The 22906-nt window shown below is 65.7% G+C and carries 18 protein-coding genes; 7 read left to right on the forward strand and 11 right to left on the reverse strand.

Translation table 11 applies throughout. From position 1 onward, the window contains the following. Positions 1-75: 75 nt before the first annotated feature. Positions 76-4101, reverse strand: a complete 4026-nt coding sequence (locus QSK21_RS08805) for an Eco57I restriction-modification methylase domain-containing protein (protein ID WP_285694887.1) — start codon at positions 4099-4101, stop codon at positions 76-78. A 610-nt stretch (positions 4102-4711) separates the two neighbouring features. On the opposite strand from QSK21_RS08805, the gene QSK21_RS08810 reads away from it, so the two are divergent. After that, the gene (locus QSK21_RS08810; RefSeq protein ID WP_285694888.1) at positions 4712-5017 is read left to right on the forward strand and encodes a phosphoribosyltransferase family protein; all 306 of its coding nucleotides are present in this window, start codon (positions 4712-4714) and stop codon (positions 5015-5017) included. Between the two features lie 209 nt (positions 5018-5226). Here the strand turns inward: QSK21_RS08810 and QSK21_RS36095 are convergent, their stop codons facing one another. Further along, a complete protein-coding gene (locus QSK21_RS36095) occupies positions 5227-5673 on the reverse strand; it encodes a hypothetical protein (RefSeq protein WP_352231264.1) in 447 nt (148 codons plus the stop codon). On the opposite strand from QSK21_RS36095, the gene QSK21_RS08820 reads away from it, so the two are divergent. After that, complete coding sequence (locus QSK21_RS08820) at positions 5623-5853, forward strand: hypothetical protein (protein WP_285694890.1); 231 nt, start codon at positions 5623-5625, stop codon at positions 5851-5853. The genes QSK21_RS36095 and QSK21_RS08820 overlap by 51 nt on opposite strands. A gap of 122 nt (positions 5854-5975) precedes the next feature. Here the strand turns inward: QSK21_RS08820 and QSK21_RS08825 are convergent, their stop codons facing one another. Further along, complete coding sequence (locus QSK21_RS08825; protein ID WP_285694891.1) at positions 5976-6356, reverse strand: hypothetical protein; 381 nt, start codon at positions 6354-6356, stop codon at positions 5976-5978. Positions 6357-6365: 9 nt separating this feature from the next. After that, complete coding sequence (locus QSK21_RS08830; protein WP_285694893.1) at positions 6366-7658, reverse strand: helix-turn-helix domain-containing protein; 1293 nt, start codon at positions 7656-7658, stop codon at positions 6366-6368. A 198-nt stretch (positions 7659-7856) separates the two neighbouring features. Between QSK21_RS08830 and QSK21_RS08835 the strand changes: the two genes are divergently transcribed. From QSK21_RS08835 to QSK21_RS08845, 3 genes are all read left to right on the forward strand, one after another. Beyond that, the gene (locus tag QSK21_RS08835; RefSeq protein WP_285694894.1) at positions 7857-8327 is read left to right on the forward strand and encodes a glycine-rich domain-containing protein; all 471 of its coding nucleotides are present in this window, start codon (positions 7857-7859) and stop codon (positions 8325-8327) included. 3 nt (positions 8328-8330) lie between these two features. Beyond that, positions 8331-9218: a phosphotransferase family protein gene (locus QSK21_RS08840; RefSeq protein ID WP_285694895.1), complete on the forward strand. Its 888-nt coding sequence runs from the start codon at positions 8331-8333 to the stop codon at positions 9216-9218. A 331-nt stretch (positions 9219-9549) separates the two neighbouring features. Further along, positions 9550-10089 (forward strand): hypothetical protein, encoded by a 540-nt coding sequence (locus QSK21_RS08845; RefSeq protein WP_285694896.1) that lies wholly within the window; start codon positions 9550-9552, stop codon positions 10087-10089. Positions 10090-10158: 69 nt separating this feature from the next. Here QSK21_RS08845 and QSK21_RS08850 read toward each other — a convergent pair whose 3' ends face one another. Genes QSK21_RS08850 through QSK21_RS08860 form a run of 3 tightly spaced genes read right to left on the reverse strand, consistent with a single transcriptional unit; the run spans position 10159 to position 11350 of the window. After that, entirely contained in the window at positions 10159-10353 is a 195-nt protein-coding gene (locus QSK21_RS08850; protein WP_352231265.1) for a DUF397 domain-containing protein, read from the reverse strand. Continuing rightward, on the reverse strand, positions 10344-10538 hold the full coding sequence (locus QSK21_RS08855) for a DUF397 domain-containing protein (protein WP_285694898.1): 195 nt from the start codon (positions 10536-10538) through the stop codon (positions 10344-10346). Before QSK21_RS08855 ends, QSK21_RS08850 begins: the two co-directional genes overlap by 10 nt. Continuing rightward, a complete protein-coding gene (locus QSK21_RS08860) occupies positions 10535-11350 on the reverse strand; it encodes a helix-turn-helix domain-containing protein (RefSeq protein WP_285694899.1) in 816 nt (271 codons plus the stop codon). Before QSK21_RS08860 ends, QSK21_RS08855 begins: the two co-directional genes overlap by 4 nt. Before the next feature lie 102 nt (positions 11351-11452). Between QSK21_RS08860 and QSK21_RS08865 the strand changes: the two genes are divergently transcribed. Continuing rightward, complete coding sequence (locus QSK21_RS08865) at positions 11453-11884, forward strand: ATP-binding protein (protein WP_285694900.1); 432 nt, start codon at positions 11453-11455, stop codon at positions 11882-11884. Between the two features lie 20 nt (positions 11885-11904). Here QSK21_RS08865 and QSK21_RS08870 read toward each other — a convergent pair whose 3' ends face one another. Continuing rightward, positions 11905-15948, reverse strand: coding sequence for an Eco57I restriction-modification methylase domain-containing protein (locus QSK21_RS08870; RefSeq protein ID WP_285694901.1), 4044 nt, complete (start codon positions 15946-15948; stop codon positions 11905-11907). Between the two features lies 1 nt (position 15949). Next, positions 15950-19075 (reverse strand): DISARM system SNF2-like helicase DrmD, encoded by a 3126-nt coding sequence (gene drmD / locus QSK21_RS08875; protein WP_285694902.1) that lies wholly within the window; start codon positions 19073-19075, stop codon positions 15950-15952. Positions 19076-19454: 379 nt separating this feature from the next. On the opposite strand from drmD, the gene QSK21_RS08880 reads away from it, so the two are divergent. Beyond that, complete coding sequence (locus tag QSK21_RS08880; RefSeq protein WP_285694903.1) at positions 19455-19613, forward strand: hypothetical protein; 159 nt, start codon at positions 19455-19457, stop codon at positions 19611-19613. Positions 19614-19833: 220 nt separating this feature from the next. On the opposite strand, the gene QSK21_RS08885 is transcribed toward QSK21_RS08880, so the two are convergent. After that, positions 19834-22149, reverse strand: a complete 2316-nt coding sequence (locus QSK21_RS08885) for a ComEC/Rec2 family competence protein (protein ID WP_285694904.1) — start codon at positions 22147-22149, stop codon at positions 19834-19836. After that, entirely contained in the window at positions 22146-22682 is a 537-nt protein-coding gene (locus QSK21_RS08890; RefSeq protein WP_285694905.1) for a ComEA family DNA-binding protein, read from the reverse strand. The genes QSK21_RS08885 and QSK21_RS08890 overlap by 4 nt, the downstream gene beginning before the upstream one ends. Positions 22683-22906 lie beyond the last annotated feature (224 nt).

A 22906-nucleotide genomic window follows, 5' to 3' on the forward strand; every position in this document is an offset into this window, starting at 1 on the left:
CTGCGTATCGAGTACACGACCATAGACGTCTGACAGAACGGACCCCGAGACCACAAGCGGCAACGGCACTCCAGGCTATGGGCGCCCCTTCCTCTTCTTGTCGTGCAGTCCGGCCGCCACCTCGGCCGCGTATCGCTCATGGTTCAGCTCAAGCAGCCGGTCGACCAGCTCCCGCTGGACAGCCGGACCCACCGTGTAGCGCGTCTCCCGCCCGACGCGATGGTGCCCGTGGTCGAGCTGGGGGATCAGATCATCCCACTGATAGGCCCGGCACACGGCCTCGTCGATCCTCCTGTGGATATCCCGCAACTCCACGACGCCCCAGTCGGTGCAGTTCGGATCATGCACCATGTTGTACGTCTTGGTCAGCCCAGCTTGGCGGGCCAGCATGAACCCTCGCCGAAACTCATCCAGCCGTTGTCCGAGCTCCCGCATCTCCGGTGTCATCGCCGGCAACGGCAACGTCTCAAAGACGTCTGAAGGCGTGTAGCGGAGGTCGGCCTTCATAGAGGAGGCTCGTGAGAGTGCCCACCAGTAATGGTGCGCACTGCTGAGCAGAGCCAGCTTCGACCTGTCCTCTGTTGGGAACACGGCCAGCATGTGGGAGAATACTTGACCAGTCGGGACCGTTACAGGCATGACGGTTTTACTCACGAGCGCTATCACTATGACCTCGTCCAGCCCCGTGAGCGCTAGGAGTAATTCGGGACGCCGAGCCTCAAATTGCCACCAAACATCCCGAGCTCGCTGACTATATGATACTAGCGACCGTTCGGGCTTTACCAATCGCGTCACTTGATCATAGCACCTACCATAGCCCTTTGCCCGACCCTCCGACCAATCATGAAAGTTGATTACCCAACGACTAGCAGAGCAGTCAGGCCTAGCATTTACATCCTGTCCAATTAGGTAGGGCTGCAGGACATCGCCGTTTCGAGCATCCTCAGCTATAAGTTCTTTAGCTTCCGAAGGCGTAAGAGTAAACCCCCGCCCCCAAATCTTTGTTCCATGAATACACATACCAAAATTAGTAGCGAGCCGATAGGGATTGCCACTTACGCGAGACAGCCCATCCAGGGACGGCGTGATACCAGGAACCACGATACGACCGAGCTGGAAAATAGAATTTTTCCCCAAGGTAGCCCGGCTGATCCAGACTGCACAGAACTCCAAGACAGCACTTCGCGACGGCCATGGCTCACTCTTGATAGCTCGACGAATGACCGCATCGTCGGAAACGATCTGGTCCAGTCCAACACGGCGACTATCACCTTGCGCAAGAGTGTTTGTTGCAAGGATACCCGTCTGGCCAGAGTCACCCAGCAGCGCCACAATACGTAGCAAGAAATAGGCGACCAGGTCAGCAGTACCGCGCGTACCTCGGACGCCACGACCAATATATTTCACCAAGTAGTCACGATAAGCCTGGCCAACAGCGGGCCCAAGTTTGGTACCCCCCAGGAAAGGTGGGTTACCGAAGATCGCATCGAAGCCACCCTTATGGAAGACTTCCGGGAAGGCGAGAGGCCAGTGAACAAGTCGGCGAAGAGAAAGAGACTCTTCATGGGGAAGGTCAGTGCGAACCCAGCGAGCGAGCTTCTCTCGGGCGGACGATCCACCATCCGACATCCATTGGGCAGCCGCTTGCACGGCATGGCCGGAGGCTCGGTCCAGGCCGGTCCTGCCTTGCTTGGCGTAGTGCAAGGCCGCGCCAACGGTAAGGTTTGCAAGGAAGCGGGCAGCCTCGGTTTCCTGCTCGATCTCGGCGAGTCTTTTGCGCTTAGCTTCCAGTTTCGCGAGGTCGGTCCCGTCGACGCGTGACAGGTCCCGGCGCATAGCCGCGATGGTTGGAAGCATGCCACGCAGGCGGTGGACCAAATCACGGATGGGTGCGGAGAGGTCGAAGAGGGCTCGCTCGTCGCTGTGCAGTTGACGGCCGCGTTCGGCGTCCATGTGCATGACTTCGAGCTGGTCGAGGGACGTGATGCCGAGAAGCGAGTCTCCGCAGATAAGGCGGTCGTCGAGAAACGCGAAGGGGCGGTTCGGGTCCATGGAGATCAGCCAGAGCGACAGCTTGGCCATCTCCACGGCCATATCGTTGATGTCCACCCCGTAGAGGCAGTTCTCAATGATGTGGCGACGGGCGTTGATGACGACCGGGTCCAGGTCAGCGTCGGTCTGCGGATCGATGGATTCGGCACGGTGGCCGGTGGCGCGTTCGTCGCCCTCGACAAGCCATGCGTTGACCAGGTGGTTGGCGAGATAGCGGCATGCGGCCACCAGGAACGCTCCTGAGCCCATGGCTATGTCGGCGACCTTCAGCGACAGGATTTCAGCGGACGATCTCGGCTTCCATTCGTTCCTGTCGGCCGTTTGGAGCGGTCCCGGTGAATAGACGAGTGGTTCCAGGGCACCTTCGACGACCTTCTCGGCGAGGTTCCTTGGTGTGTAGTGGGTGCCGGTGTTCTTACGGAGGGGTGATTCGGTGACGAAGAGTTCATCCGTCAGGATGACCACGGGCAGGTTGCGGAGGTCGCGGCGGATGAGGTTGAAGAACGGAAGCAGCCGCTCGGTCAGCGGGTAATCGCCGCGGGTGACGGCGAGGAGCTTGCGGCGTGCCTCCTGCTTGTCCGCGTCCTTGAGTGGTGCCAGTCGCTTTTCAAGGGCCTTGGGAGAGCCGATCCGGGAGTCTTTGAACTCGACGGCGAGCCGGTCGGACAGCGACTGGACGTCCGAGGCGGACGCGGCGAACTCCTCAAGCTTGCTGAGCGGGACCTCCGCCTCGTGGCCGGCCTTGCCGACGAGCCCGACGTAGGTCTCTTCCGCGTGGAAGCCTGAGTAGCTGAGTAGCCCCTCGTACACATAGCCGATCTGCTCGACGTCGAGAGTCCGGAATGAGAGCTTGCGGCGCTCGCGGGACTTGCCGGTCCCGGTCTCTACGTATTGCACCGCCTGGAGGATGTGCAGGATCGTGCGGTCGTCTATTTCATGGGGTAGCCACGGGAAGCGGTCGGCTTGGAAGATTGAGCCGTCCTGGCCCCGCATCCGCATATCGGGGTGGTCGACGCCGTCGTGGACGGCGTTGAACAGGGCGAGCAGGCGGTGCCAGCCGTCGTAGGTGTGCTCCAGGTCCTCTTCGCTGCCGATCCGTGCGCGCCGTTCCAGTTCCGTGCACAGCAGCCCCGCGGAGTAGGCCGTCCGGTACAGCACCTTGTCGGAGGGCAGCAGGCGCCGTTCCTCGGCGTAGAGAATGAAGATGATGCGCATCAGTACGGTGACGGCACCGCGGTAGACGTCGTGGGCTTTGACGTCCCCGATGCCGGGGCCGTCTCGGTCCTTGTCGGCGGTGTGGGCGCGTCCGATCGCGGCGACCAGCAGTTCCACGGCCTGCCGGACCTGGACGCCCAGCGCCTCGGTGATCTCCTCGCCGTTGTCGGCGCTCGCCTCGAAAAGGCGGGGCAGCGTCTCGTCCTCTGGGACGGCGAAGAAGCGAGATCGGCCGAGAAGGGACATGAACGCGCGCACCACGTCTCGTTCGGCGGCCTCGTGCCAGCCGAGCGAGTCGAACATCGCGGTGGCGGTCGGGCGTTCTCGTGGCGCCCACACCAGGACGAACCAGCGTCCGTCCGTGGCCAGGCCGAGCGGAACGTCATGGTGGCGGCACAGCCTGGCGAGACGGTCGACGGGGGTGGCCGGCCAGATGGAGCCCTTGATGCGCCGTGTCGGAGCGTCATCGCTGATCAGGCCGAGGAGCCTGATGGCCTTCGTGTCCAGCTCGTCCTCGGTCCCCGGGTCGCGCAGGACGAAGGACGGCTCGATGGTGGTCTGGTGCTCGGGCACCTCAATCGCCAGAGAGGCGCCGTCGAATCGAACGAGGTCGTCCCAGCCGAGCAGATCGCGGAGTACCCAGTCGCACCAGGACCGTCCGGGAAGTTCGGTGTGTTCCAGGCGGAGCCGTTCACGGGTCCGAGTATCGATCGTCTCCAGTGTCGGCCAGGTCCGGCGGATGACGGGAAGGCTGAGGAAGGGCCCCGAGAATTCGATCAGCTCCAGCCATCGAGTGTGGTCGAAACCGTCTCTGCGTCTCGGAACTCGCGCCATTCGCCGACCCCTCTCGGCTCGCCGCCCATGAAGGCGGTCGTCGGCGGAGGAAGCACGGCTCGCGTACCCTCACCACAGAGAAAGGTGATCTTCTGGCATGGAACGTCGGGTCGGACTTCGCTCTACCGGTGGCCGATCCGTCCGCCCGGGGCATCGGTGGTGCCGTCCGCATGCGCGATGGTGGTTCCGCGCGAAACGTTCGCAGATCATGGTCACCAGCACGGGCGACACTCCAGGGGAAGGATCTGTCGTTTCCCTGTTGAATCGTCAATCCCTGTTCGATCCAAACATCCTGACTCTGTCCGTAACCGGCCGCACGGATCGGCGCAACTCGTGGCTTCCCGAGGGGGCGCTCAGGATTCCGCCGCCCGGTCCCTCGCCATATCCGCTGCGAGCGTCCTGGGCGTTACGGTGTACGCGGTGTCGTCCACGCGACCGGAGGCTTCGTGCATAGGTTCGAATGGGGGGAGTGCCTTCGTGACGTGGCGCGGCTTGCGCGGCTCGTCCTGGCGGGCGGGCATGAGATCGATCTGATCGTGGCGGTGGCGCGTGGTGTCTGGTTCCGGGCCGGTTGCTGTCGGGGTATCTCGGAGTCACCAAGGTGACCAGTGTGGGCATCGCCTATGCCGACGCCGATCGGAGCCTGCACGACTTCTATGCGTTTCCGGAGCCCATCCGGGCGGGGGTGCGGGTGCTTCTGGTCGAGGATCTGCTGGAGTCCGGCAATAGACTGCTCGCGGCGACGCGGAGGCTGGAAGGCAGGAGAGCCCAGGTCGTCACGGCCGCGCTGTATTACCAGAGCCGGTCGCAGATGATACCAGATGTCACGCTTGGGGTGTTGGACGAACCGGTGACCTTCCCCTGGGAGGTCCGGCCGATCCATAGCCGCTCATCTGGAGGGGAAGTCGAAGCCTGAGTTTCGCGATGGCGAGCAGGTGGTCGGAGAAGTTGTGCACGAAATCGACCTTGGGCCTGGCCGCGGGAGGGACGCTCAGGGCGATGTCGTCCAAGGCCAGCCCGGAGAGGGTGGTCTTCTTCCCCGGTATGCAGAAATGCCAGTCCCGTGCGCTCCACAGTCTGCCGCCTCGACCCGCGTCTCATGGTTGAAGTCACCGGCGGGGACGATCACGCGGTCGTCGGAGAGGCCGTCGGCGCGGTGCCAGAACTCCTTCCACATTGCGTCGACCCTGGCGTCCTCCTCGCCGATAACAAATTCGTGGAACGGGAAAAGTTGCAGCGAGTAGATCGAGACACGGTGGCCGTCCGGGGTGATGAGATCGCAAAACCGATCATGCCTTTGTCATGGAGGACCCAGTTCTGCCCGCGCACCACCGCCCTGACTCCCGGATTTGTCAATCTGATCTCATCACGACCGTCGATGGGCAGGCGCGAGGCGATGGCGATGCCCAGTTCAGCGGCATCGTCCAGATGCGATCTGGACAGCGGCAACCCGATGAACTGGGAGAGCCCGGCCTTCCTCAGTTCTTTCAATAGTTGCTCATCGGGTACACCGTCGTAGAAGTGGACTTCCTGGAGACAGAGTACATCGATATTTTGATTGACGAGCAACATTGGGACCGCGTTCCGGCCGACCGGACGGTGCGTCCGGTAACCACGCCGACCCAAAATATCTCACGTCGCGATCGTGATCTCACTGAGAACGCTTACGGCATCCTATCCAATTCTCTCCGGTATATCGCCATGCAGGACTTCTCGTCCTCACCGCGTCTGATGGCGCTGATCAACCGGTAGGACGGCGGGGCATCGAGGGTCGGTTTCAGTGCGCCGTCGGCGCCGGATCCGACAGGTCGAGGAAATTCAACCTGTTGCATCAACAGGACCTCTGCCAACGATTATCAGATGATTAGAATCGATCAAGCGCGACGCTCGATTTCCTCGAAGATGTCGGCGTCGGTCTGTTGCTGCCAGTCTGGAAGCGCATCCCAGTCGGCGATATAGGATGGTTTCGGTTCAGCAATATGCTTGTGAATCTGAGCAATCCAGCATAGTGCAACGAAACGCCCCTTCTGCTCCCGGGTCAGCTTGGCGGTGGCTCCGGCGGACACCTCTACGAAGTCTGCCACTTGGCGGTAGACAGCGCCTGCGGCCTGCCGTTCCCATTCTGGAGTGTCATCCCAGGAGGCGACGTATCCCGGCTTGGGGTCGCCCGGGTAGTGCCGGCGTACTCCGGTAATCCACGCCTCCCGGAAAATGCGGCCGGGTTCGCTTTGCCGAGTGTCCGGCTCTGTCTGCATATCGTCTCCTCAGAGTTGGGCTATTCGGTCACTGAGTTGGGCCGCCCGGCTGTCGGAGATCAACGGGGCAAGCTGGGTACGCAATCGAAGGAGCTTACGCCCGACGTACCCCGACGATCGGGTCTGTTCTGCCAGTTCGACGGCTTGCCCGCCGTATTCGACAACCCGATCAAGGTCCTTGGTCTGGACGCCCAGGGCGGCGAGATCGGTCAGGATGCTTCCGCGTCGGCGCGGCGATGCGGTGGCGCCGAGAGCCTTGGTCAGTGCTTCCGAAGCCAGGTCGGCCCGTCCCAGCACGGCGTAACAGCTACCGCGCTCTTCGGCCAGTCGTGAGCCGTCGAAGCGGAGCCAACCACCCGGCATCACGGGTCCGCTCAGGGTCTTTACTTTTTCGGCCTCGTCCAGTGCACGCTCGCACGCGTCATAATCCCCCAGTCCGGCGTATGCCTCTGCCCGCACTGCAGCGACCCAATGCCGGGTGGCCAGTTGCCCGTCGCCACGCCCGGCGACCTGGGCCGCTCCGTCCAGGATCGGGATCACGTACTCGAAGCGGCGTTCGTACATGCCGATGTAGGCGTGCCGGGTCAAGGCGCACGCCCACATGTCGAACGCGCCAGCCTCTTTGCCCGCGTCGGCGGCGAGCTTGTAACAGTGTGCGGCGTCGGTGTACCGGTCGACGTCAAAGAAGATCTCTCCGGCGAGTTGAAGGAGATCGGCGGTCGCGACGCAGAGACGTTTATGCACGGCGGAAGAGCGTGCCCGATGGAGGCTTCCGGTGAGCAGGTCGAGTTGCCGCCGGACGACGGGGTAGACGGTCCGCTTGGACTCTGCCAGCGCGTACACCCGCCAGAGGTAGGAGTTCAACTGTTCGTGCTGGCTGATGTGTTCGAAGTCGGCAGCGTACGCATCGGCGGTGAGGTCGGGCACGGAGAGGGCCGTTCCCGCGATGCTCAACAGGCGAAGCAACTCCCGGCGATTCATGTCCTCCAGTTCACCAGAGGAGACATCGGGAATGACCACCGTGGGGCCGATGACGCGGCCCTGCGGCACCCGCCCCGGGCCGGGCGATTCGCCGCCCCATGTGATAGCCGCGTCAGCCTCCAGCAACCCGTCCAGTTCGTCCGGGCCGACCCGGAGAAGCTCGCAGAGCTTGGATCTGTGGTAAGGCTGCGGGGCGCATTGACCGCGTTCCCAGCGGGCGACCGTTGAGCGGTCGGCCCCCAAGGCATCGGCAAGAGACTCCTGGGTGAACCCGAGCGTTCTCCGGCGCCTGGCCAACCCGGGCCGTCGCCCAGCCGTCATCGAAGATCCTCCGCAATGAGGCGCCCCGCCATCGTCGGGCTATGCCAACGTCAGCGTACGGCGTCAACGCGCAATGCAGCGCGAACACACCAGAGATGCGCCACGAGTGCACCAACACCGCTTCACAGATGCCCTGGGGTGCAGGCGTCCGCCCGGCTTCCCTGAAAGGGACCGCACCTGAGAAGGGAGACCGGCGACATGACCGCCACAACCGACAGCACCGACCTCCGAAGCCTGATCACCCCGGACTTGTTCGGCAGGCTCACCGAACGGATCACCAGTGATCACGGCATCGAAGCACCCATGGCCGAACGCATCGTGCATCAGGCACTCGCGTTCCTGGTCACCTGTGCCCGCACCCCCGGGGCCGGACTCGCTCCCAGCACGAGCGTGGACACCGGCTGGCACGTGTTCTTGATGTATACGCGTGAGTACGCCGAATTCTGCCACCGCGTAGCGGGCCGGTTCATCCACCACCGCCCAAACGATCGCAAGGACTCCGGCGAGGCAGGCAGCGGACCTGAACGCATCGGAGCTACGGTCGCCGCCATGCGCGCGGCGGGAATGCCCGTCGACACCGGCCTATGGATACCCGCCACAAAGTGCAGTCAGTGCTACGCCGGTTGCGCTGACGACCCCAGAACCACCGACCACCCGAGCGGAGTGTGACCCATGCCCGCCCTTGCCTGGGAAGACCTTCACGCCGACATCCAGCACGGCATACAGGAGCACGCCGGACAAGTCGTCAAGGCCGAACCGCTCACCCAGGGGCTCATGCCCGGGATCGCCGCACGGCTGCACACGACCAACGGCGACGCCTTCGTCAAGGCCGTCCCCGTCGGCAGCCCGGCCGCCGGCCTGTACCGGCGGGAGCTGGAAGCCAACGGCGCTCTCCCGGCCGACGCCCCCGCTCCGCGGCTGCGGTGGGGAGCCGAGACGGCCGGATGGGTCGTGATGCTTTTCGACTACCTTCCCGGCCGCGACGCCGACCTGTCACCCGGCTCCCCCAATCTTCCCGCCGTGCTCACCACCCTGGGACGGCTGGGGGACACCCTCACCCCGTCCCCGTGGCCGGACGCCCCCACCGTCGCGGACAACGTGGCCGCTCTTCAGGAAAAGGCGCACCGACTACTGTCCCATCCGTCCGCGACGGTGCCCGCCCGGGAGCGCTACGCCCGAGCCCTGGAGTCCTTCGACCTCGCCCTCCTGGCCGGGAACGCGATGCTCCATTACGACCTGCACCCCGGCAACCTCCGCATGTCCGGCAGGTGCGTCCACGTCCTCGACTGGTCGTTCGCCTGCCAGGGGGCCGCATGGGTGGACGCGGCGATGCTCGCTCCCCGGCTGATCGAAGCCGGACACACCCCACAGCAGGCCGAAGACCTGATCTCCCAGCTTCCCGCCTGGGAACACGCCCCCGAAGCCGCCGTGACCGGACTCGCGGCGCTGTGGACCATGTTCCGCGAATACAAATCGCTGTACGGGCCGGAAAACGTCCGGGATCACCGGGCCCAAGCCGCGAACGCGGGCCGCGCCTGGATGGACCACCGGGCCGCATGACAGCCCACGCCCACGGCCCCCGGGAATCCACACCCGGGGGCCAGGCGCCGGATCGGGAGTGCCCGTGGCGGTCGTGGGGGTGGAGGGACGTCCGAGCCCTTCGCGCGCGCCGCCTCCCGCTTTGAAGCAGCGGCTACGTGAGGGCGTGATCTTCGCGGACGTGCCAAGCCGGTGTAGAAATCGGCACTCCCAGCGATGAAAGATCGCATCCGTGGGCGCGAGGCCCCACCCGTTGATCAGAATGGACGGTATGCGTAGGTCAAACCGCTGATCGTTCACCGTCCTGGGCGTCGGTATCGTCGCGACCTGCGGCGGCATCCGGTTGACGGCCATGCTGGGCGAGACACCCCCGGCGCTGGAGCCGAGGAGCGAATGCTGCCCCGACCGTCCCGGCGGGGTGGCGCGGCCCGACACCCATTACAGGGAGCTGTCGGAGCCCTATCGAGGCGACGGGCCGCACCGAATGGAACTCAATGCGAGGCATGCCCCGGACGGTCTCGTGGACCTCCCCGCCCAGTGGAAGGCGGACACAGCAGCCGGCGGTCCCAGGTCCCGGTTGGTGGCCTGCGTCTACCAGGAAAGCGTGGGCACGCGGCGGAGAGTCAAAGACCGCCTGTACACCCATCAATCCCTGAACGTCCGGGCCGACCCCGCCGACGCAACGAAGGTCGCGCTGTTGAAGGCCACGCACATCTTCGAGCTGTACGAGGCCAAGACCGGCAAACCGGTAGGCCGGGTCCGGGTACCAGGGGACGTGCCGTGCCCGGCCCACTACAAGGAGAACTCTGGCGTCTCCATCTTCCAAGAGCCCGACGTCGAGAAACTGCGTGCCGCCCTCCGCCCCTACGTTGAGCGCTCGGTCGGCGCGTAGCGTCTGGTCGGTCTGTGCTGTCGTCCGCTCAGGCGGTGAGGGTCATCGGGCGCCGCTGGACGGACGACGCTACCGCTCCGGGTGTCGCTTGATCCAGCTCACCAGGGCACCGAACTCGGCGGACGTGAAGCTGAGGTGCCCACCGTCCGGGTTCTTGGAGTCCCGCACCCAGATTCCCTGCTCAAGACGCCCAAGCTCAACGCAGACCTTGTCATCCCCGACGCCGCTGCGGGAACTCTTCCGCCACTGAACGGTCATGAGCATCTCTCCGGGTGTCGCTTGATCCAGCTCACCAGGGCACCGAACTCGGCGGACGTGAAGCTGAGGTGCCCACCGTCCGGGTTCTTGGAGTCCCGCACCCAGATTCCCTGCTCATGAGGTGCCAGCTCAACGCAGTGCTCGTCGTTCGCTCCACCCGTGTGGGAACTTTTGCGCCACTGGACGATCATGCGTACCGCTCCAAGTACTGCTTGAGGATCTCGCGGGAGGCGTCCACGGAGGCAGCCTTCGCGCTGATGCGATCGAACGTAACCGACATCTCGCGGACCTCGCCAGGAGTCTCGATCAAGCGTCCGCCGTTCTGGGCGCCAGAGTAGGCGACATCGCGGGCCTCTAGGCTGAGGACCCAAAGCGCCCCGTCCACTCCGACATGCGCACCCGAATCGAATGGGACGACGCGCACGCTCACCTGCGAGGTATCCGTCATCTTGATCAGGTGCTCGATCTGCGCCCTCATGATCTCACGACTGCCTACCACACGTGCGAGAACGCTCTCATCGATCACGGCCCACATCTCGACATCGCAGCCCCGGTCGAGGAAGGACTGCTTGCGGGCGACTCGTCGAGCCAATGCCAGATCGGGGTCCTTCGCGTGGCCAGCCTGGACGTACGCCCAGGTGTAGTCGTCGGTCTGAAGCGCGAGCGGAACGACCTGACCATGGTACGCCTTGATCAGGGTCGCCTCTTCCTCGTACTTGATGAGCTGACGCCCCCAGTCCGGGTCGTGCGCCATTCGGGCGAACCACAACAAGACCTGAAAAAGTATTCCGGTCTCGTAGTGGTTGTCCAGCAGCCGCATGTGCTCATCATGGGGTCGCCGCCGTCCCGCCTCGAAGTTGGAAACAGTGGACCTCTGACACCCGATGATCTGACCGCACTGGGTGAGCGACAGCCCCGCCCTCTCCCTGAAGAACCGCATGACGTGCGCGAGGAAGTGCCACATCGAGAGCTTGGGATCGAGGGGGTCGCGGACGATAGGCATCGTACCTCCCGCTGTTTTCGCTTTGGCTGACTACAGGCGGAAGGTAGAGCGCATCGGTGATCCTCCTCAATGGTATTCGAAATCTGTAGCGAGGAGGTTACGGTGACAATCGCGAAGAAACGCGAATACACCTTCCCCATGCTCGCCTCACCAGCGGCTGTTGGCGTGGCGCGAGACCTCTGCGATGCCCATCTTCGAAAATGGGACTGTTTTCCCATTTTGGACGACTCACTGCTAATCGTCACTGAGCTCCTGACGAACGCCATGGCCGCAACGCCCCACAAGGAGATCGTCTTCCAGCTGGCTCGTGACACTCACGGGGTCGTGATCGCCGTCTGGGATTCCAGCCCCCGTATGCCTGAGCCTCAGCCGGTCGTCGAACTTACCCTCGAAGACCTCGACCTCTCAGAGGAAAACTTTGACAACAACGGCGGCTGGGGCCTCAGCCTCGTCCGAACGCTGGCCACAACGAGCGGCGCCACCCGCGACCCCAAGAAGGGTGGAAAGTGGGTCTGGGCTCAGATGACCCCGTGACGCGGCCCACTTCCCCAAGGTCAGAAGAGCCCGTCCTGCTCACCAGCTTTTCGGCGCTTCTTCCCCTTCTTGTCATGCAGGCCAGCGGCGACCTCGGCCGCATACCGCTCATGATTCAGCTCAAGCAGCCGGTCAACCAGCTCCCGCTGAACAGCCGGCCCCACGGTGTACCGAGTCTCCCGCCCAACAGGGTGATGCCCATGGCCAAGCTGCGGGATCAGGTCGTCCCATCCATACGCCCGGCACACGGCCTCGTCGATCGCCCGGTGGATCTCCCGCAACTCAACGATGTCCGCATCGCTACACTCCGGGTCGTTCACCATGTTGTACGTCTTGGTGAGCCCAGCCTGCCGCGCCAACATGAGATCCCGCCGGAAGCCGTCCAGCCGCTCCCCCAGATCCCGCACCTCTTGTGTCATCTCCGGCAATACCAAAGTCTCGAACACGTCTGATGGTGTGTAACGCAGATCCGTCTTCATTGAAGACGCTCGCGACACTGCCCACCAATAGTGCGGCGCACTGCTCAGAAAGGCAAGCATAGCGGTATCATCGGTAGCAAACACTCCAAGCATATGAGAGAAGACCTGGCCAGTTGGCACCATCACCGGCATTACGGTCTTACTGACCGATGCAATGATGACGACTCGTTTCAGGTCACGTATGGCTCTACGCATTGTCATTTGGTTCTCGGCGTATTGCCACCAACGCTCGCGATATACTTTTCGCGCAACTTTATCGCGAACGGGTTTAACCAGGCGAAGTACTATATCGAAGCATTCCGGATATTCTCGAGCCTTATCAAGTGACCAGTCTCTGAAGTCGATGATCCATCGACTGGCGGATAGTTCCGGATGAGAGTTTACATCCTGCCCATTGAGATAGGGATATAGCACTTCTCCATTGCGAGGATTAGCGGCGACCAATTGCCGGGCACGCTCGGGCTCCATAGTAAAGCCCTTTCCATTAACGAGCGAGCCAATGTGAGCAATCCCCCGACTAGCGTGAATCCTACGAGCCTTCCCCGTAACTCGAGACTTAGGCTCAAGGGACGAGGTTATTCCTTTAACTACCACACCATCAGCGATATATGCGGCATTCTCATTCAAAGGTTGTTTGCTGACCCAAATTGCACAATACTCGAGAACTGCCCCTTTGGACGGCCACGGCTGCGTCTTGACCGACTGCCGGATCGTTACACCAGCGTTGACGAGCTGATCCAGTCCGACTTCGCGCGTATCACCTTGCGCTAGGGTGTTTGTGGCGATGAGGCCACCCTGCCCGACAGGGTTGAGGAGGGCATTAGCACGCAGCACGAAGTAGGCCACAAGATCCGCCACACCCTTTTCATTGCTAGCGATAATCGCTACAAGATGCTCACGATAAGAAGAGCCAATTGAGCCGCTTATCTTCTTACCACCAAGGAAAGGAGGGTTGCCGATGATGGCGTCGAAGCCGCCCTTTTCGAAGACCTCCGGGAAGATCAAGGGCCAGTGGAGGGGCTTGCGAGGGAAGCCTCCGTCCGGCAGGTCCGTCCTGAGCCAGAGGGCGAGCTGGTCGCGGGCGGCGAGTTCGTCTTCGGGCTTGCCGGACATGACGCGTCCGGCGACCTGTACGGCCTGGCCGGAGGCCAGGTCCAGGCCCGTCTCTCCCCGCTTGGCGTAGGCCAGGGCCGCGCCGGTCGCCAGGTCGGCCAGCAGGCGGGCGCGTTCGGTCTCGTGCTCGACCTCGTTAAGGATCTTGCGTTTGGCGGCCAGGCCGTCCAGGCCCGTTCCGTCGACCTCCACCAGTTCGCGGCGCTTGTCGGCGACGCGGCCCACCAATTCTCGGATGCCGGTGGTCAGGTCGAAGATGGCGCCTTCGTCCTCGTGGAGTTTTCGGCCGCGCTTGGCGTTCATGTGCATGACTTCGAGCTGGTCCAGGCTCGTGATGCCCAGGAGGGAGTCGCCGACGACGAGGCGGTCGTCCAGGAAGGTGAAGGGGCGGTGCGGGTCCATGGAGACGAGCCAGAGCGACAGCTTGGCCATTTCCACGGCCATCTCGTTGATGTCCGCGCCATAGAGGCAGTGCTCGATGATGTGGCGGCGGGCGTTGATGATGACGGGGTCCGCGTCGGCGTCGGCCGCCTCGTCGGTGGAACTCGCCTTGTAGCCATGGGCTCGTTCGTCGCCTTCGCGGATCCAGGCGGCGACGAGATGGTCCGCCAGGTAGCGGCATGCGGCCACCAGGAACGCGCCTGAGCCCATGGCTATGTCGGCGACTTTCAGCGACAGGATTTCGTCCGAGGATCTGGGCTTCCACTCGTTCTTGTCGGCCGTCTGGAGTGGGCCGGGCGAGTACACGAGGGGTTCCAGCGCGCCTTCGACGACCTGTTCCGCGAGGAACTTCGGCGTGTAGTGGGTGCCGGTGTTCTTGCGGAGCGACGACTCGGTGACGTACAGCGAGTCCGTCAGGATGACCACCGGCAGGTCGCGGAGGTCGCGGCGGATGAGGTTGAAGAAGGGCAGCAGGCGCTCGGTCAGTGGGTAGTCGCCCCGGGTGACGGCGAGAAGTTTGCGGCGGGCTTCCTGCTTGTCCGCTTCCTTCAACGGCGCGAGGTGCTTTTCGAGTGCTCTGGGGGAGCCGATCCGGGAGTCCTTGTATTCGGCGGCGAGCTTGGCCGCCAGGGACGGGACGTCCGGGCAGGACGCGGCGAATTCCTCAAGGGTGCTGAGGGTTACCTCTTTCTCCAGGCCGGCTTTGCCGATGAGGCCCACATAGGTCTCGTCCGCGTAGAAGCCCTCGAAGGACAGCAGGCCCTCGTAGACGTAGCCGATCTGTTCCACGTCCAGGGCGCGGAAGGACAGCTTGCGGCGTTCGCGGGACTTTCCGGTGCCGATCTGCACGTACTGCACGGCTTTAAGCATGTGCAGGACGGTGCGGTCGTCGATGGAGTGCGGCAGCCACGCGAACTCGTCCGGGTTGAAGATCGAGCCGTCGTGGGCGTGGATCGGCATGTCGGGGTGGTCGACGCCGTAGTACACGGCGTTGAACAAGGCCAGGAGGCGATGCCAGCCCGTGTAGGTGTGCTCCAGGTTCTCCTCGCTGCCGTCGCGGGCGCGTTCCTCCAGTTCGGCGCACAGGAGGCCGACGGAGTAGGCCGTCCGGTACAGCTCGCGGTCGGCGGGGAGAAGGCCGCGTTCCTCGGCGAACAGCAGGAACACCACGCGCATCATGACGGCGACCGCCCCGCGATACACCTCGTGGGGGTGGACGTCGCCGATGCCGGGGCCGCCGCGGTCGAGGTCCGCGGTGTGGGCGCGTCCGATGGCGGCCACCAGCAGCTCGACGGCCTGGCGGACCTGGACGCCCAGGGCCTCGGTGATGTCCTCCTGGTTGTCCAGGCTGGCCTTCAGCAGCGCGGGCAGGGTCTCTTCGTCGGGGACACCGAAGAACCGCGTCCGGCAGAGAATGGACACGAACGCGCGGACCACGTCCCGTTCGGCGGCCTCGTGCCAGTTGACCGAGTCGAACGTGGCGGTGGTGGTGACGCCTCCGCGGGGCGCCCACACCAGCGTCCACCAGCGCCCGTCGGTGGCCAGGCCGAGCTGGACGTCGTGATGGCGGCAGAGTTGCGCGAGCCGGTCGACGGGCGTGGCGGCCCAGGCGGAGTCCTTGATCCGCTGGTTCGGGTGGTCGTCGCTGATGATGCCGAGGAGCCGGACGGACTTGGCGTCGCCGTCGTGCCCCGCGCCGGGCTCGCGCAGGACGAACGACGGCATGATGGTGGTGTCGTGTTCGGGGACGTCCAGGCTCAGGCCCTCGACGCCGCCCTCGAACTGCACCAGCTCGTCCCAGCCGAGCAGGTCGCACAGGACGTAGTCGATCCATGCGCGTCCGGGCATGGCCGCGTGCTCCTGGCGGAGGCGTTCCCGTGTGGGCTTGTCGATCGCGTCCAGCGCGGGCCAGGTACGGCGCAGGACGGGAACGCTGAGGAACGGTCCCGACACGTCGATGAGGGCGAGCCAGTCGTTGTGGTCGTAGCCGTCCCGGTTCTGGGGACGGCGGCGGGTGCTCGGTGCGGCCATCTCAGATCGCCTCCCGCTTCGGCACGACGAAGATCACGGCAACCGGGAAGGAATGCGGCTGTGGGTTCGCGTAGCGGGCCTCAATCTGTGCGAGTTCCAGGTCGCGCTCCTCGTCCAGGCGTCGCAGGCGTTCCTCCCAGGATCTGCGGTCGCTGTGGTACTGGCGGATCTCGTCGCGGCTGCGCACCTCGAACTCGGAGAACAGCGCGTCCTCCTCATCTCCCTTGTCGAGCTGGCGGCGCAGCGTGTCCGCGAACTGCTCGATGTTGGCGCTGATGCGCCGGGACTCGGCCTCGCGGCGCTGGGCGAGCTGGCGTTCCAGCGAGTCGCGGCGGGTGTTGGAGCGCCATGCGATGGCGCCTTCGAGTCCCGGGCGCAGCGACTCGAAGCGTCCGGCCAGGCGTGCCTGGATACGCGGTGTCGCCGGTGTCCCCTGGGTGAGGGCACGGTCGAGCGCGTTCCCAAGGTTATGGAGGTGCTCCCAGCGGCGGAACCTACCGCCCTCGGGTGCCCAGCCGCCGGCGTGCAGGACCTCCTCATGCAGCCGGACGCCGTCCGCGCCGACCAGGACGAAGCGGGAGAACGCGGCGACCAGCGTCGTCTCCAGGGCGGGGTCGTCGCTGACGACGGCGGCGACCCGGTTCAACTCGATGCGGTCGTTGGAGACGGCGGCGCGCAGCAGCCTGGTGGACATCGCGACGAGCGGGTGCCCCAGGTGGGCGAGAACGACGTCGTCCCTGTGCTTGGCGATGCTCTGGTCGAAGGTCACCGGAAGTTGCCGGGGCTCCTGGCCCTCCTGCGGCAGCTTCTCCAGGAGCCCGGCGGAGGCTCGTTCCCACGAACCGGTCAGGACGGGCACCTCGAAGACACCGTCGTCCGAGGTGTCCCGGAGGCCCTGCTGGCGGGCCAGCTCGAGGGCGGTGTCGACGACGCGCTTGACGCCGGCCGGGGTGATACGAAGCGCCTCGATGGTCTGGTTCACGGAGTCGCGGAGTCTGCGGACCTGCTCGCCGACATTGCTCTCGGACGGAACCCGCTCCTTGGTGGCGACCTTGGCGGTCTCGGCGTCAAGGGAGATCCGGTCGCCCAGCAGCCTGCGCTTGACCGCGTCGGCGATGACGGCGTTGACTGCCCCGAGGTCCTCCTCCATCTGCTCGACCTTCCGCGCCACCCGGGAGAGAAATTCCAGGTCGGCCTCGTAGCCGTCCACCTGCTTGTCCCAGCCCGTGCCGACGAAGTGGCGGATCTCGGGGGTGTGCTTCTGGCCGTAGCGGTCGATGCGGCCGATCCGCTGCTCCAGCTTGTTCGGGTTGAACGGGATGTCGTAGTTGACCAGCCGGTGGCAGTGGTTCTGCAGGTCGATGCCCTCACTGGCGGCGTCGGTGGCGAGCAGGATCCGCACCGGATGCTCGGCCGGGGACTTCTGAAAGGCGAGGCGTAGTTTTTCGCGGTCCTGGGCGTTCATGCCGCCGTCCAGCTCGGCCACGCGGTCGGCGGTGAAGCCTTGGTCGCGCAGAAGGCCGCGCAGCCAGTCCTTGGTGTCGCGGTACTCGGTGAAGACGATGACGCGTTCGTCCGTCCAGTCGCCGTCAGGGCGGCAAATGCCGGTGAGGTATTCGATGAGCTTGGCCGCCTTGGCGTCCGGCTGCGCCTCGTGCGCCGCCGCCCAGTCGTGCATGCGCTGCAGCAGCGCCAGTTCGTCGCTGTGCGGGACGTCGGGAGCGGAGTCGTCGTCGCGGACAAGCGGCTCGGTACGGACCAGGGCGTCGGTCTCGGCCTCGTCCAGCGCCTCGTCGTCGAGGGTGGCGGTGTCGTTGAAGAAGTCCTCAAGCCACGCGTCCTCGGGCGGCAGGACGTACGACCTGCCGCTTCTGGACTGGAGCGTCTGCATGTAGACGTCCACGGTGTGCGCGAACGCGGCAGGGCTGGAGAACAAACGCTTCTTGAGCAGGAGGGTGACGAGGTCGGCTGCCTTGCGTCCCTTCGCCTTGGTGAGACGCTTGCGGCGGATCTCCGCGAATCGCTGGAGGAGCCCGTGGACCTCCCGCTCGTCCTCGGGATACCGAACGGGAATCTCGCGGGCGTCGCGGGCGGTGAAGCGGCGCTCGCCGTCCCGCGTGAGGATCTGGCGCTTGAGGCGGCGGACGACGGTGTCCTTGACGGCCTGCTTGTCCGGTGGGACGCCTCGCGCGAAGCGCTGGTCGTCCAGAATTTCCAGCAGCGCGGTGAAACTGGCCTGGTAGCCGTTGTGCGGGGTGGCCGACAGAAACAGCCGGTGCGTGAAGTGCGGGGCGAGGCGGCGGATGAGGCGTGTCTGCTGCGAGTCGACGGCGTACACCTGCTTGGGCGCGGCCGGGGCGACATGGTGCGCCTCGTCCAGGATGAGCAGGTCGAAGGTGCGAGGGTAGGTGGGGCCGCCGGGCGGAAGCACCTCGTCCAGAAGGCGCTGGGCCTTGGGGCCGCGCAGCCAGGGCAGCGACACGATGGCGAGGGGGTGCACCTCGAACGGGTTGGCTGCGCTGCCGTGTGTTCTTCTGACCTCGGCGCAGCGTTCGGAGTCGATGACGGTGAAGTCCAGGCCGAACTTCTCGGCCATCTCGTCGCGCCACTTCACGGTCAGGCCCGCCGGACAGATGATCATGATTTTGCGGCTGCGCTGGCGGAGGATGAGCTCCTGCGCCACCAGCCCGGCCTCGATCGTCTTCCCCAGGCCCACGTCGTCGGCGAGAAGGAGGTTGACGCGGGGGGCGTCCAGTGCGCGGGCGACGGGTTCGAGCTGGTAGTCCTCGATCGCCACACCGGAACGGAACGGCGCCTGGAGGGTCTTCACGTCGGCGGAAGCGACGGCGCCCCAGCGGACCGCGTCCAGGAACGCCGCCAACTTCTCCGGAGCGTCGAAGCAGCCGGGCGCCACGTCCGGCAGGGAACTGGACGGAAGCAGTCTGCGCGCCGGCTCGATCTCCCAGATGACGTCGAGCGTGTCGCCGTACCGGCCGTCCTCGACGCTCTGCAGGGTGACCCGTGTGCTCGCGCCCTGCTCGTCCACGGATCCCACGACCCACCGCTGTCCCCGCACCTGTACGAGCGCCCCGGTGACAGGACGCTCCGCGGTCGCGCTCTCCGGCACGTCTCTCCTCATGTGGATCGGTCTTGCTGGGTCCTTGAGAGCCGTTGCGGGGACACGGCCTGCGGTCACTTCGTAGCACACTGACCGGCGACGTGAGTACTCATGGCGTGCGGCGGCCCGATCCGGCCTAGCCTCCACACGGGAAGACTCTACGACATCCCGAATTTATGGTTGACACCATCGCTATAGGTCCGAATTTGATTTACAATCCGCTGGCCGATCTTGCCTTCCCGCGTTCCGCGTACGGAGATGTGCGAGAAACCGTGCGCGGTCGAAGGAGGACACTCGTGAGCATGGCCGTCACCGCGAGGGAGGCGTCCGACGGACGTCGCCTTGTCCAGTACGACGGGCAGGCCTTCGAGCTGACGCCATCACCGCTTTGAATTCGGGACCCACGCTCACCGCCAAGGCCATCTCCTGCTACTTCCCCGACGCGATCATCCTGATCAACGCCCGGGACCACGTCCGCGCCTTCCTGTTCCACCTCACCGGTGAGGACGCCTCGTCCCTGGGGACGTTCGCCGCCCACGAACGCTGAAGCGCACGATCGAAGCCGACGAGCGGTTTGCGGGTGGCGTCCCCACGAGGTCATGATCTTCCTTTCTGGATGGGTCGACCCCCGGCCGGGCACCGCCACCATCCTCAAGGTCGCCCCCGGGGACGGAGCCAGGTACTGGGGGGACTGCCTTGCGGGCGGCTCCATCTTCGTCGGCTCTTCCAGCTCGTACCAGGTGACCTGGTCGTGGCAGCGCGGCGGCTCAGCGACGGGCCACCACGGATAGGCCGGTGGCGGTTCTGGTTATGGCGATGTCTCCCTGCTGGTCGGTGCGGTGGACGCGGGTGCCCTGGTGGTTCAGGAGGGCGAGGGTGGCCGGGGACGGGTGGCCGTAGTCGTTCTCCTTGCCCACGGAGATGATCGAAATGGCGGGGCGGGCGGCGGCGAAGAAGGGGGCGGACTGGGAGCGTGAGCCGTGGTGGGGGACCTTGAGGACGTGGACGGGCGGGATGTTCGGGGAGAGCGCACGTTGGGCCTCCTCCTCGACGTCTCCGGCCAGGAGCGCGCTGAAGCCGGGCGCTCGGGCCACCAGGACGATGCTTGCGTTGTTGAGCAAGGTTCCGTCGTCGGACGCGGACAGGCGTGGGGCTGTTGGGGGCGGGGCCAGGACGGTGAGGGTGAGACTTCCGATGCTCCAGCGCTGGCCTGTCACCGCTGTGCGAACGGTGAGACCGAGCGTGTGCCGGGCCTCCCGGCCGAAGCTCGACGGCGTGACCAGCACGGTATGAATGACGCGGCCCTGTCGGACACCGGCGGTGCCTTCGATGTGGTCCGCGTGCGAGTGGGTCAGGACCAGCAAGGGGACCTTGCGTACGCCAAGGCGGTCCAGGCAGGCGTCGACGAGGGCGGGTTCGGGGCCGGCATCGACCACGACAGCGGACGCTCGCCCGGTGGCGAGAACCAGGGCGTCGCCCTGGCCGACGTCGCAGGCGACCATGGCCCAGTTCGGTGGTGGCCATCCGGGAGCGAACACGCGCAAGGCCACCACGGCGATGAGCACACCTGCCATGGCGGCGATGGCGATGAGACGCAGCCGGCGGGAGCGCAGGATGAGCACCGCCACGGCCGCCGCCAAGAGCAGGCTCACCGCGCCCAAGGCACCGCCCCGCCACGGGATGGTGGCGTATGGGAGGTCCGCTGCGGTGCGGGCGATGGCCGCGATCCAGCCCACGCAGAGTCCGGCAGGCCACGCCAGGAGCCGGGCCGGCGGCAGGGCCACCAGTGCGACCAGGGTGGCGAGCGCACCGAGCAGGGTGGCCGGGGCGACGACCGGCGCCGCGAGGAGGTTCGCCGCGATGGCCACTACTCCCAACTCGCCCGACAGCATGACCAGCACCGGGGCGACGGCGACCTGGGCCGCCGCGGTGACGGCGAGCGCATCGGCCAGGGGGCCGGGCATCCGGCGGCGCCACCTGTCTCTCCAGATGGGTGCCAGGACGAGCAATCCGGCTGTGGCCAGCACGGAGAGCACGAACCCGTACGAGCGGGCCAGCGAGGGATCGATCAGCACCAGGGCCAGGACGGCGGCGGCGAGGGCGGGCAGGCCCTGGCGTTGCCGTCCGGTGACCAGTGCCAGCAGGCCGATCAGGCCCATGACCGCCGCCCGCAGCACGCTGGGCTCGGGCCGCGCCACCACCACGAACGCCAGCACGGCGGGGACCGCGACGAGGGGAGCCCGTACCCGACCGAGGCCGGCGAGCCGGCACAGCCCCAGCACCGCGCCGATGACGATCGCCAGGTTGGCTCCCGAGACCACCAGCAGATGCGTGAGGCCCGCCGTCTTGAAGTCCTCCGACAGGTCGGGGGTGAGGCGCGAGGTGTCCCCCACGACCATGCCGGGAAGCACACCGCGCTGGTCGGGCGGCAGATGGTCGGTCGCCAGCCGAAGCCGGGCACGCACGGTCTCGGCCGCCCGCTGGACCGCCGACGGGCGGCCAAGGGAGAGCGGCGGGCCACGCACGAAGAGCACGGCCGCCAGTAGATTGGCCCGGCGAGGCGGAGCGAGACGGCCGCTCACCCGGGCCTTCTGGCTTGGCAGCAGTCCCAGCCACCGCCGGTCGTCCGCTATCAACAGGACGGGCACGCGCACCTGGAGGCGGCGTCCGCGCAGCAGGACGGCTTCGGCCCTCGCCCGTGCCAGGATGGTCGACCGTCCGGGCCGGACCACGGGCTGTGGGTCAGTGGTGAGAACGACCTCGACGACCGCGCGTTCCCGCGCCTCGGCGAGGTCGCGCACCGGCCCGGTATCGACGGCGGAGACCCGCAAACCCGCGGCAAGGGATGTCGCCGCCACGCAAGCCAGCACCACGCCGACGAGCATCCGCCCCGAACGTCCCCGCTCGCTGTGGGATCGACCTTTGCGGGGGTTGAGGAGGAGCAGGGCGGCGGCCGTGGTGGTGGCGGCGATGGTGTAGGTGAGGGGTGGTGGGAGGCCGATGGTCAGGTAGGCGGACAGCCAGGTCGCCAGGGCTGGGGGGATGAGGCGGAGGTCGTGGCGCGGCGGTGGGTTTTGGTTCATACGCGGACCATCGATTTCAGGTCGTTGTAGCGCCGGGAGCCGATGCCGGAAACCTCCTGGAGTTGCTCTACGGAGCGGAAGGGGCCGTGCTGGGTGCGGTAGTCGATGATGCGCTGGGCCAGGACGGGGCCTACGCCGGGTAGCCGGTCCAGGTGGTCGGCCGTTGCCGTGTTGAGGTCCAAGGGGCCTGCCGTGCTCGTGGAGCCTGAGACGGACGGGGCCGAGGCTCCCCTGACGCCGACGGAGATCTGTTCGCCGTCGATGAGCTTGCGGGCCAGGTTGAGGGGGCCGGTACCGGTGCCGGGACGGGCTCCGCCGGCGGCTTTGATCGCGTCCGCGACACGGGAGCCGGTGGGGAGGGTGACGATGCCGGGGCGTCTGACCTTGCCGTGGACGTGGACGACCACCGTGCCGCCCTGTGAGGGGGAAGGGGGCGCGGAGGAGGTGAGGGACGGGACTCCGGCTGGTGCCGGGACGGGCTGGGGGTCGGGGCGGGCCGCCCAGAAGTAGGCGCCGGCCATGAGTGATGCCACCAGGCCGAAAAGGACGAGGACTCGGCCGCCCGCGATTCCCGGGTCGAGGCGTTCACGCAGGTGGGAGAGCTTGGGGTGATCTGCGAAGGTCCGTCCGGCGGGACGGTCGGAGTCTGCTCTGATATGGGCGTCAGAAGGAGATTTTTCAGTGTTTCTCGAAAAGAGCGGAGTGGGGGGTGAATGGCCGTTCTCCGCGGCCGGGCGCGGCCGTGCGGAAAGCACGC

The sequence above is a fragment of the Actinomadura sp. NBRC 104412 genome, assembly GCF_030269515.1.
Taxonomy (GTDB): Bacteria; Actinomycetota; Actinomycetes; order Streptosporangiales; family Streptosporangiaceae; genus Spirillospora.

Bases quoted from the DNA above. Each gene is read 5' to 3' on its own strand.
- QSK21_RS08805 (WP_285694887.1), bottom strand. From the start codon at position 4,101: ATGGCGCGAGTTCCGAGACGCAGAGACGGTTTCGACCACACTCGATGG.
- QSK21_RS36095 (WP_352231264.1), bottom strand. From the start codon at position 5,673: ATGTTGCTCGTCAATCAAAATATCGATGTACTCTGTCTCCAGGAAGTC.
- QSK21_RS08825 (WP_285694891.1), bottom strand. From the start codon at position 6,356: ATGCAGACAGAGCCGGACACTCGGCAAAGCGAACCCGGCCGCATTTTC.
- QSK21_RS08830 (WP_285694893.1), bottom strand. From the start codon at position 7,658: ATGACGGCTGGGCGACGGCCCGGGTTGGCCAGGCGCCGGAGAACGCTC.
- QSK21_RS08835 (WP_285694894.1), top strand. From the start codon at position 7,857: ATGACCGCCACAACCGACAGCACCGACCTCCGAAGCCTGATCACCCCG.
- QSK21_RS08840 (WP_285694895.1), top strand. From the start codon at position 8,331: ATGCCCGCCCTTGCCTGGGAAGACCTTCACGCCGACATCCAGCACGGC.
- QSK21_RS08845 (WP_285694896.1), top strand. From the start codon at position 9,550: ATGCTGGGCGAGACACCCCCGGCGCTGGAGCCGAGGAGCGAATGCTGC.
- QSK21_RS08850 (WP_352231265.1), bottom strand. From the start codon at position 10,353: ATGCTCATGACCGTTCAGTGGCGGAAGAGTTCCCGCAGCGGCGTCGGG.
- QSK21_RS08855 (WP_285694898.1), bottom strand. From the start codon at position 10,538: ATGATCGTCCAGTGGCGCAAAAGTTCCCACACGGGTGGAGCGAACGAC.
- QSK21_RS08860 (WP_285694899.1), bottom strand. From the start codon at position 11,350: ATGCCTATCGTCCGCGACCCCCTCGATCCCAAGCTCTCGATGTGGCAC.
- QSK21_RS08870 (WP_285694901.1), bottom strand. From the start codon at position 15,948: ATGGCCGCACCGAGCACCCGCCGCCGTCCCCAGAACCGGGACGGCTAC.
- QSK21_RS08885 (WP_285694904.1), bottom strand. From the start codon at position 22,149: ATGAACCAAAACCCACCGCCGCGCCACGACCTCCGCCTCATCCCCCCA.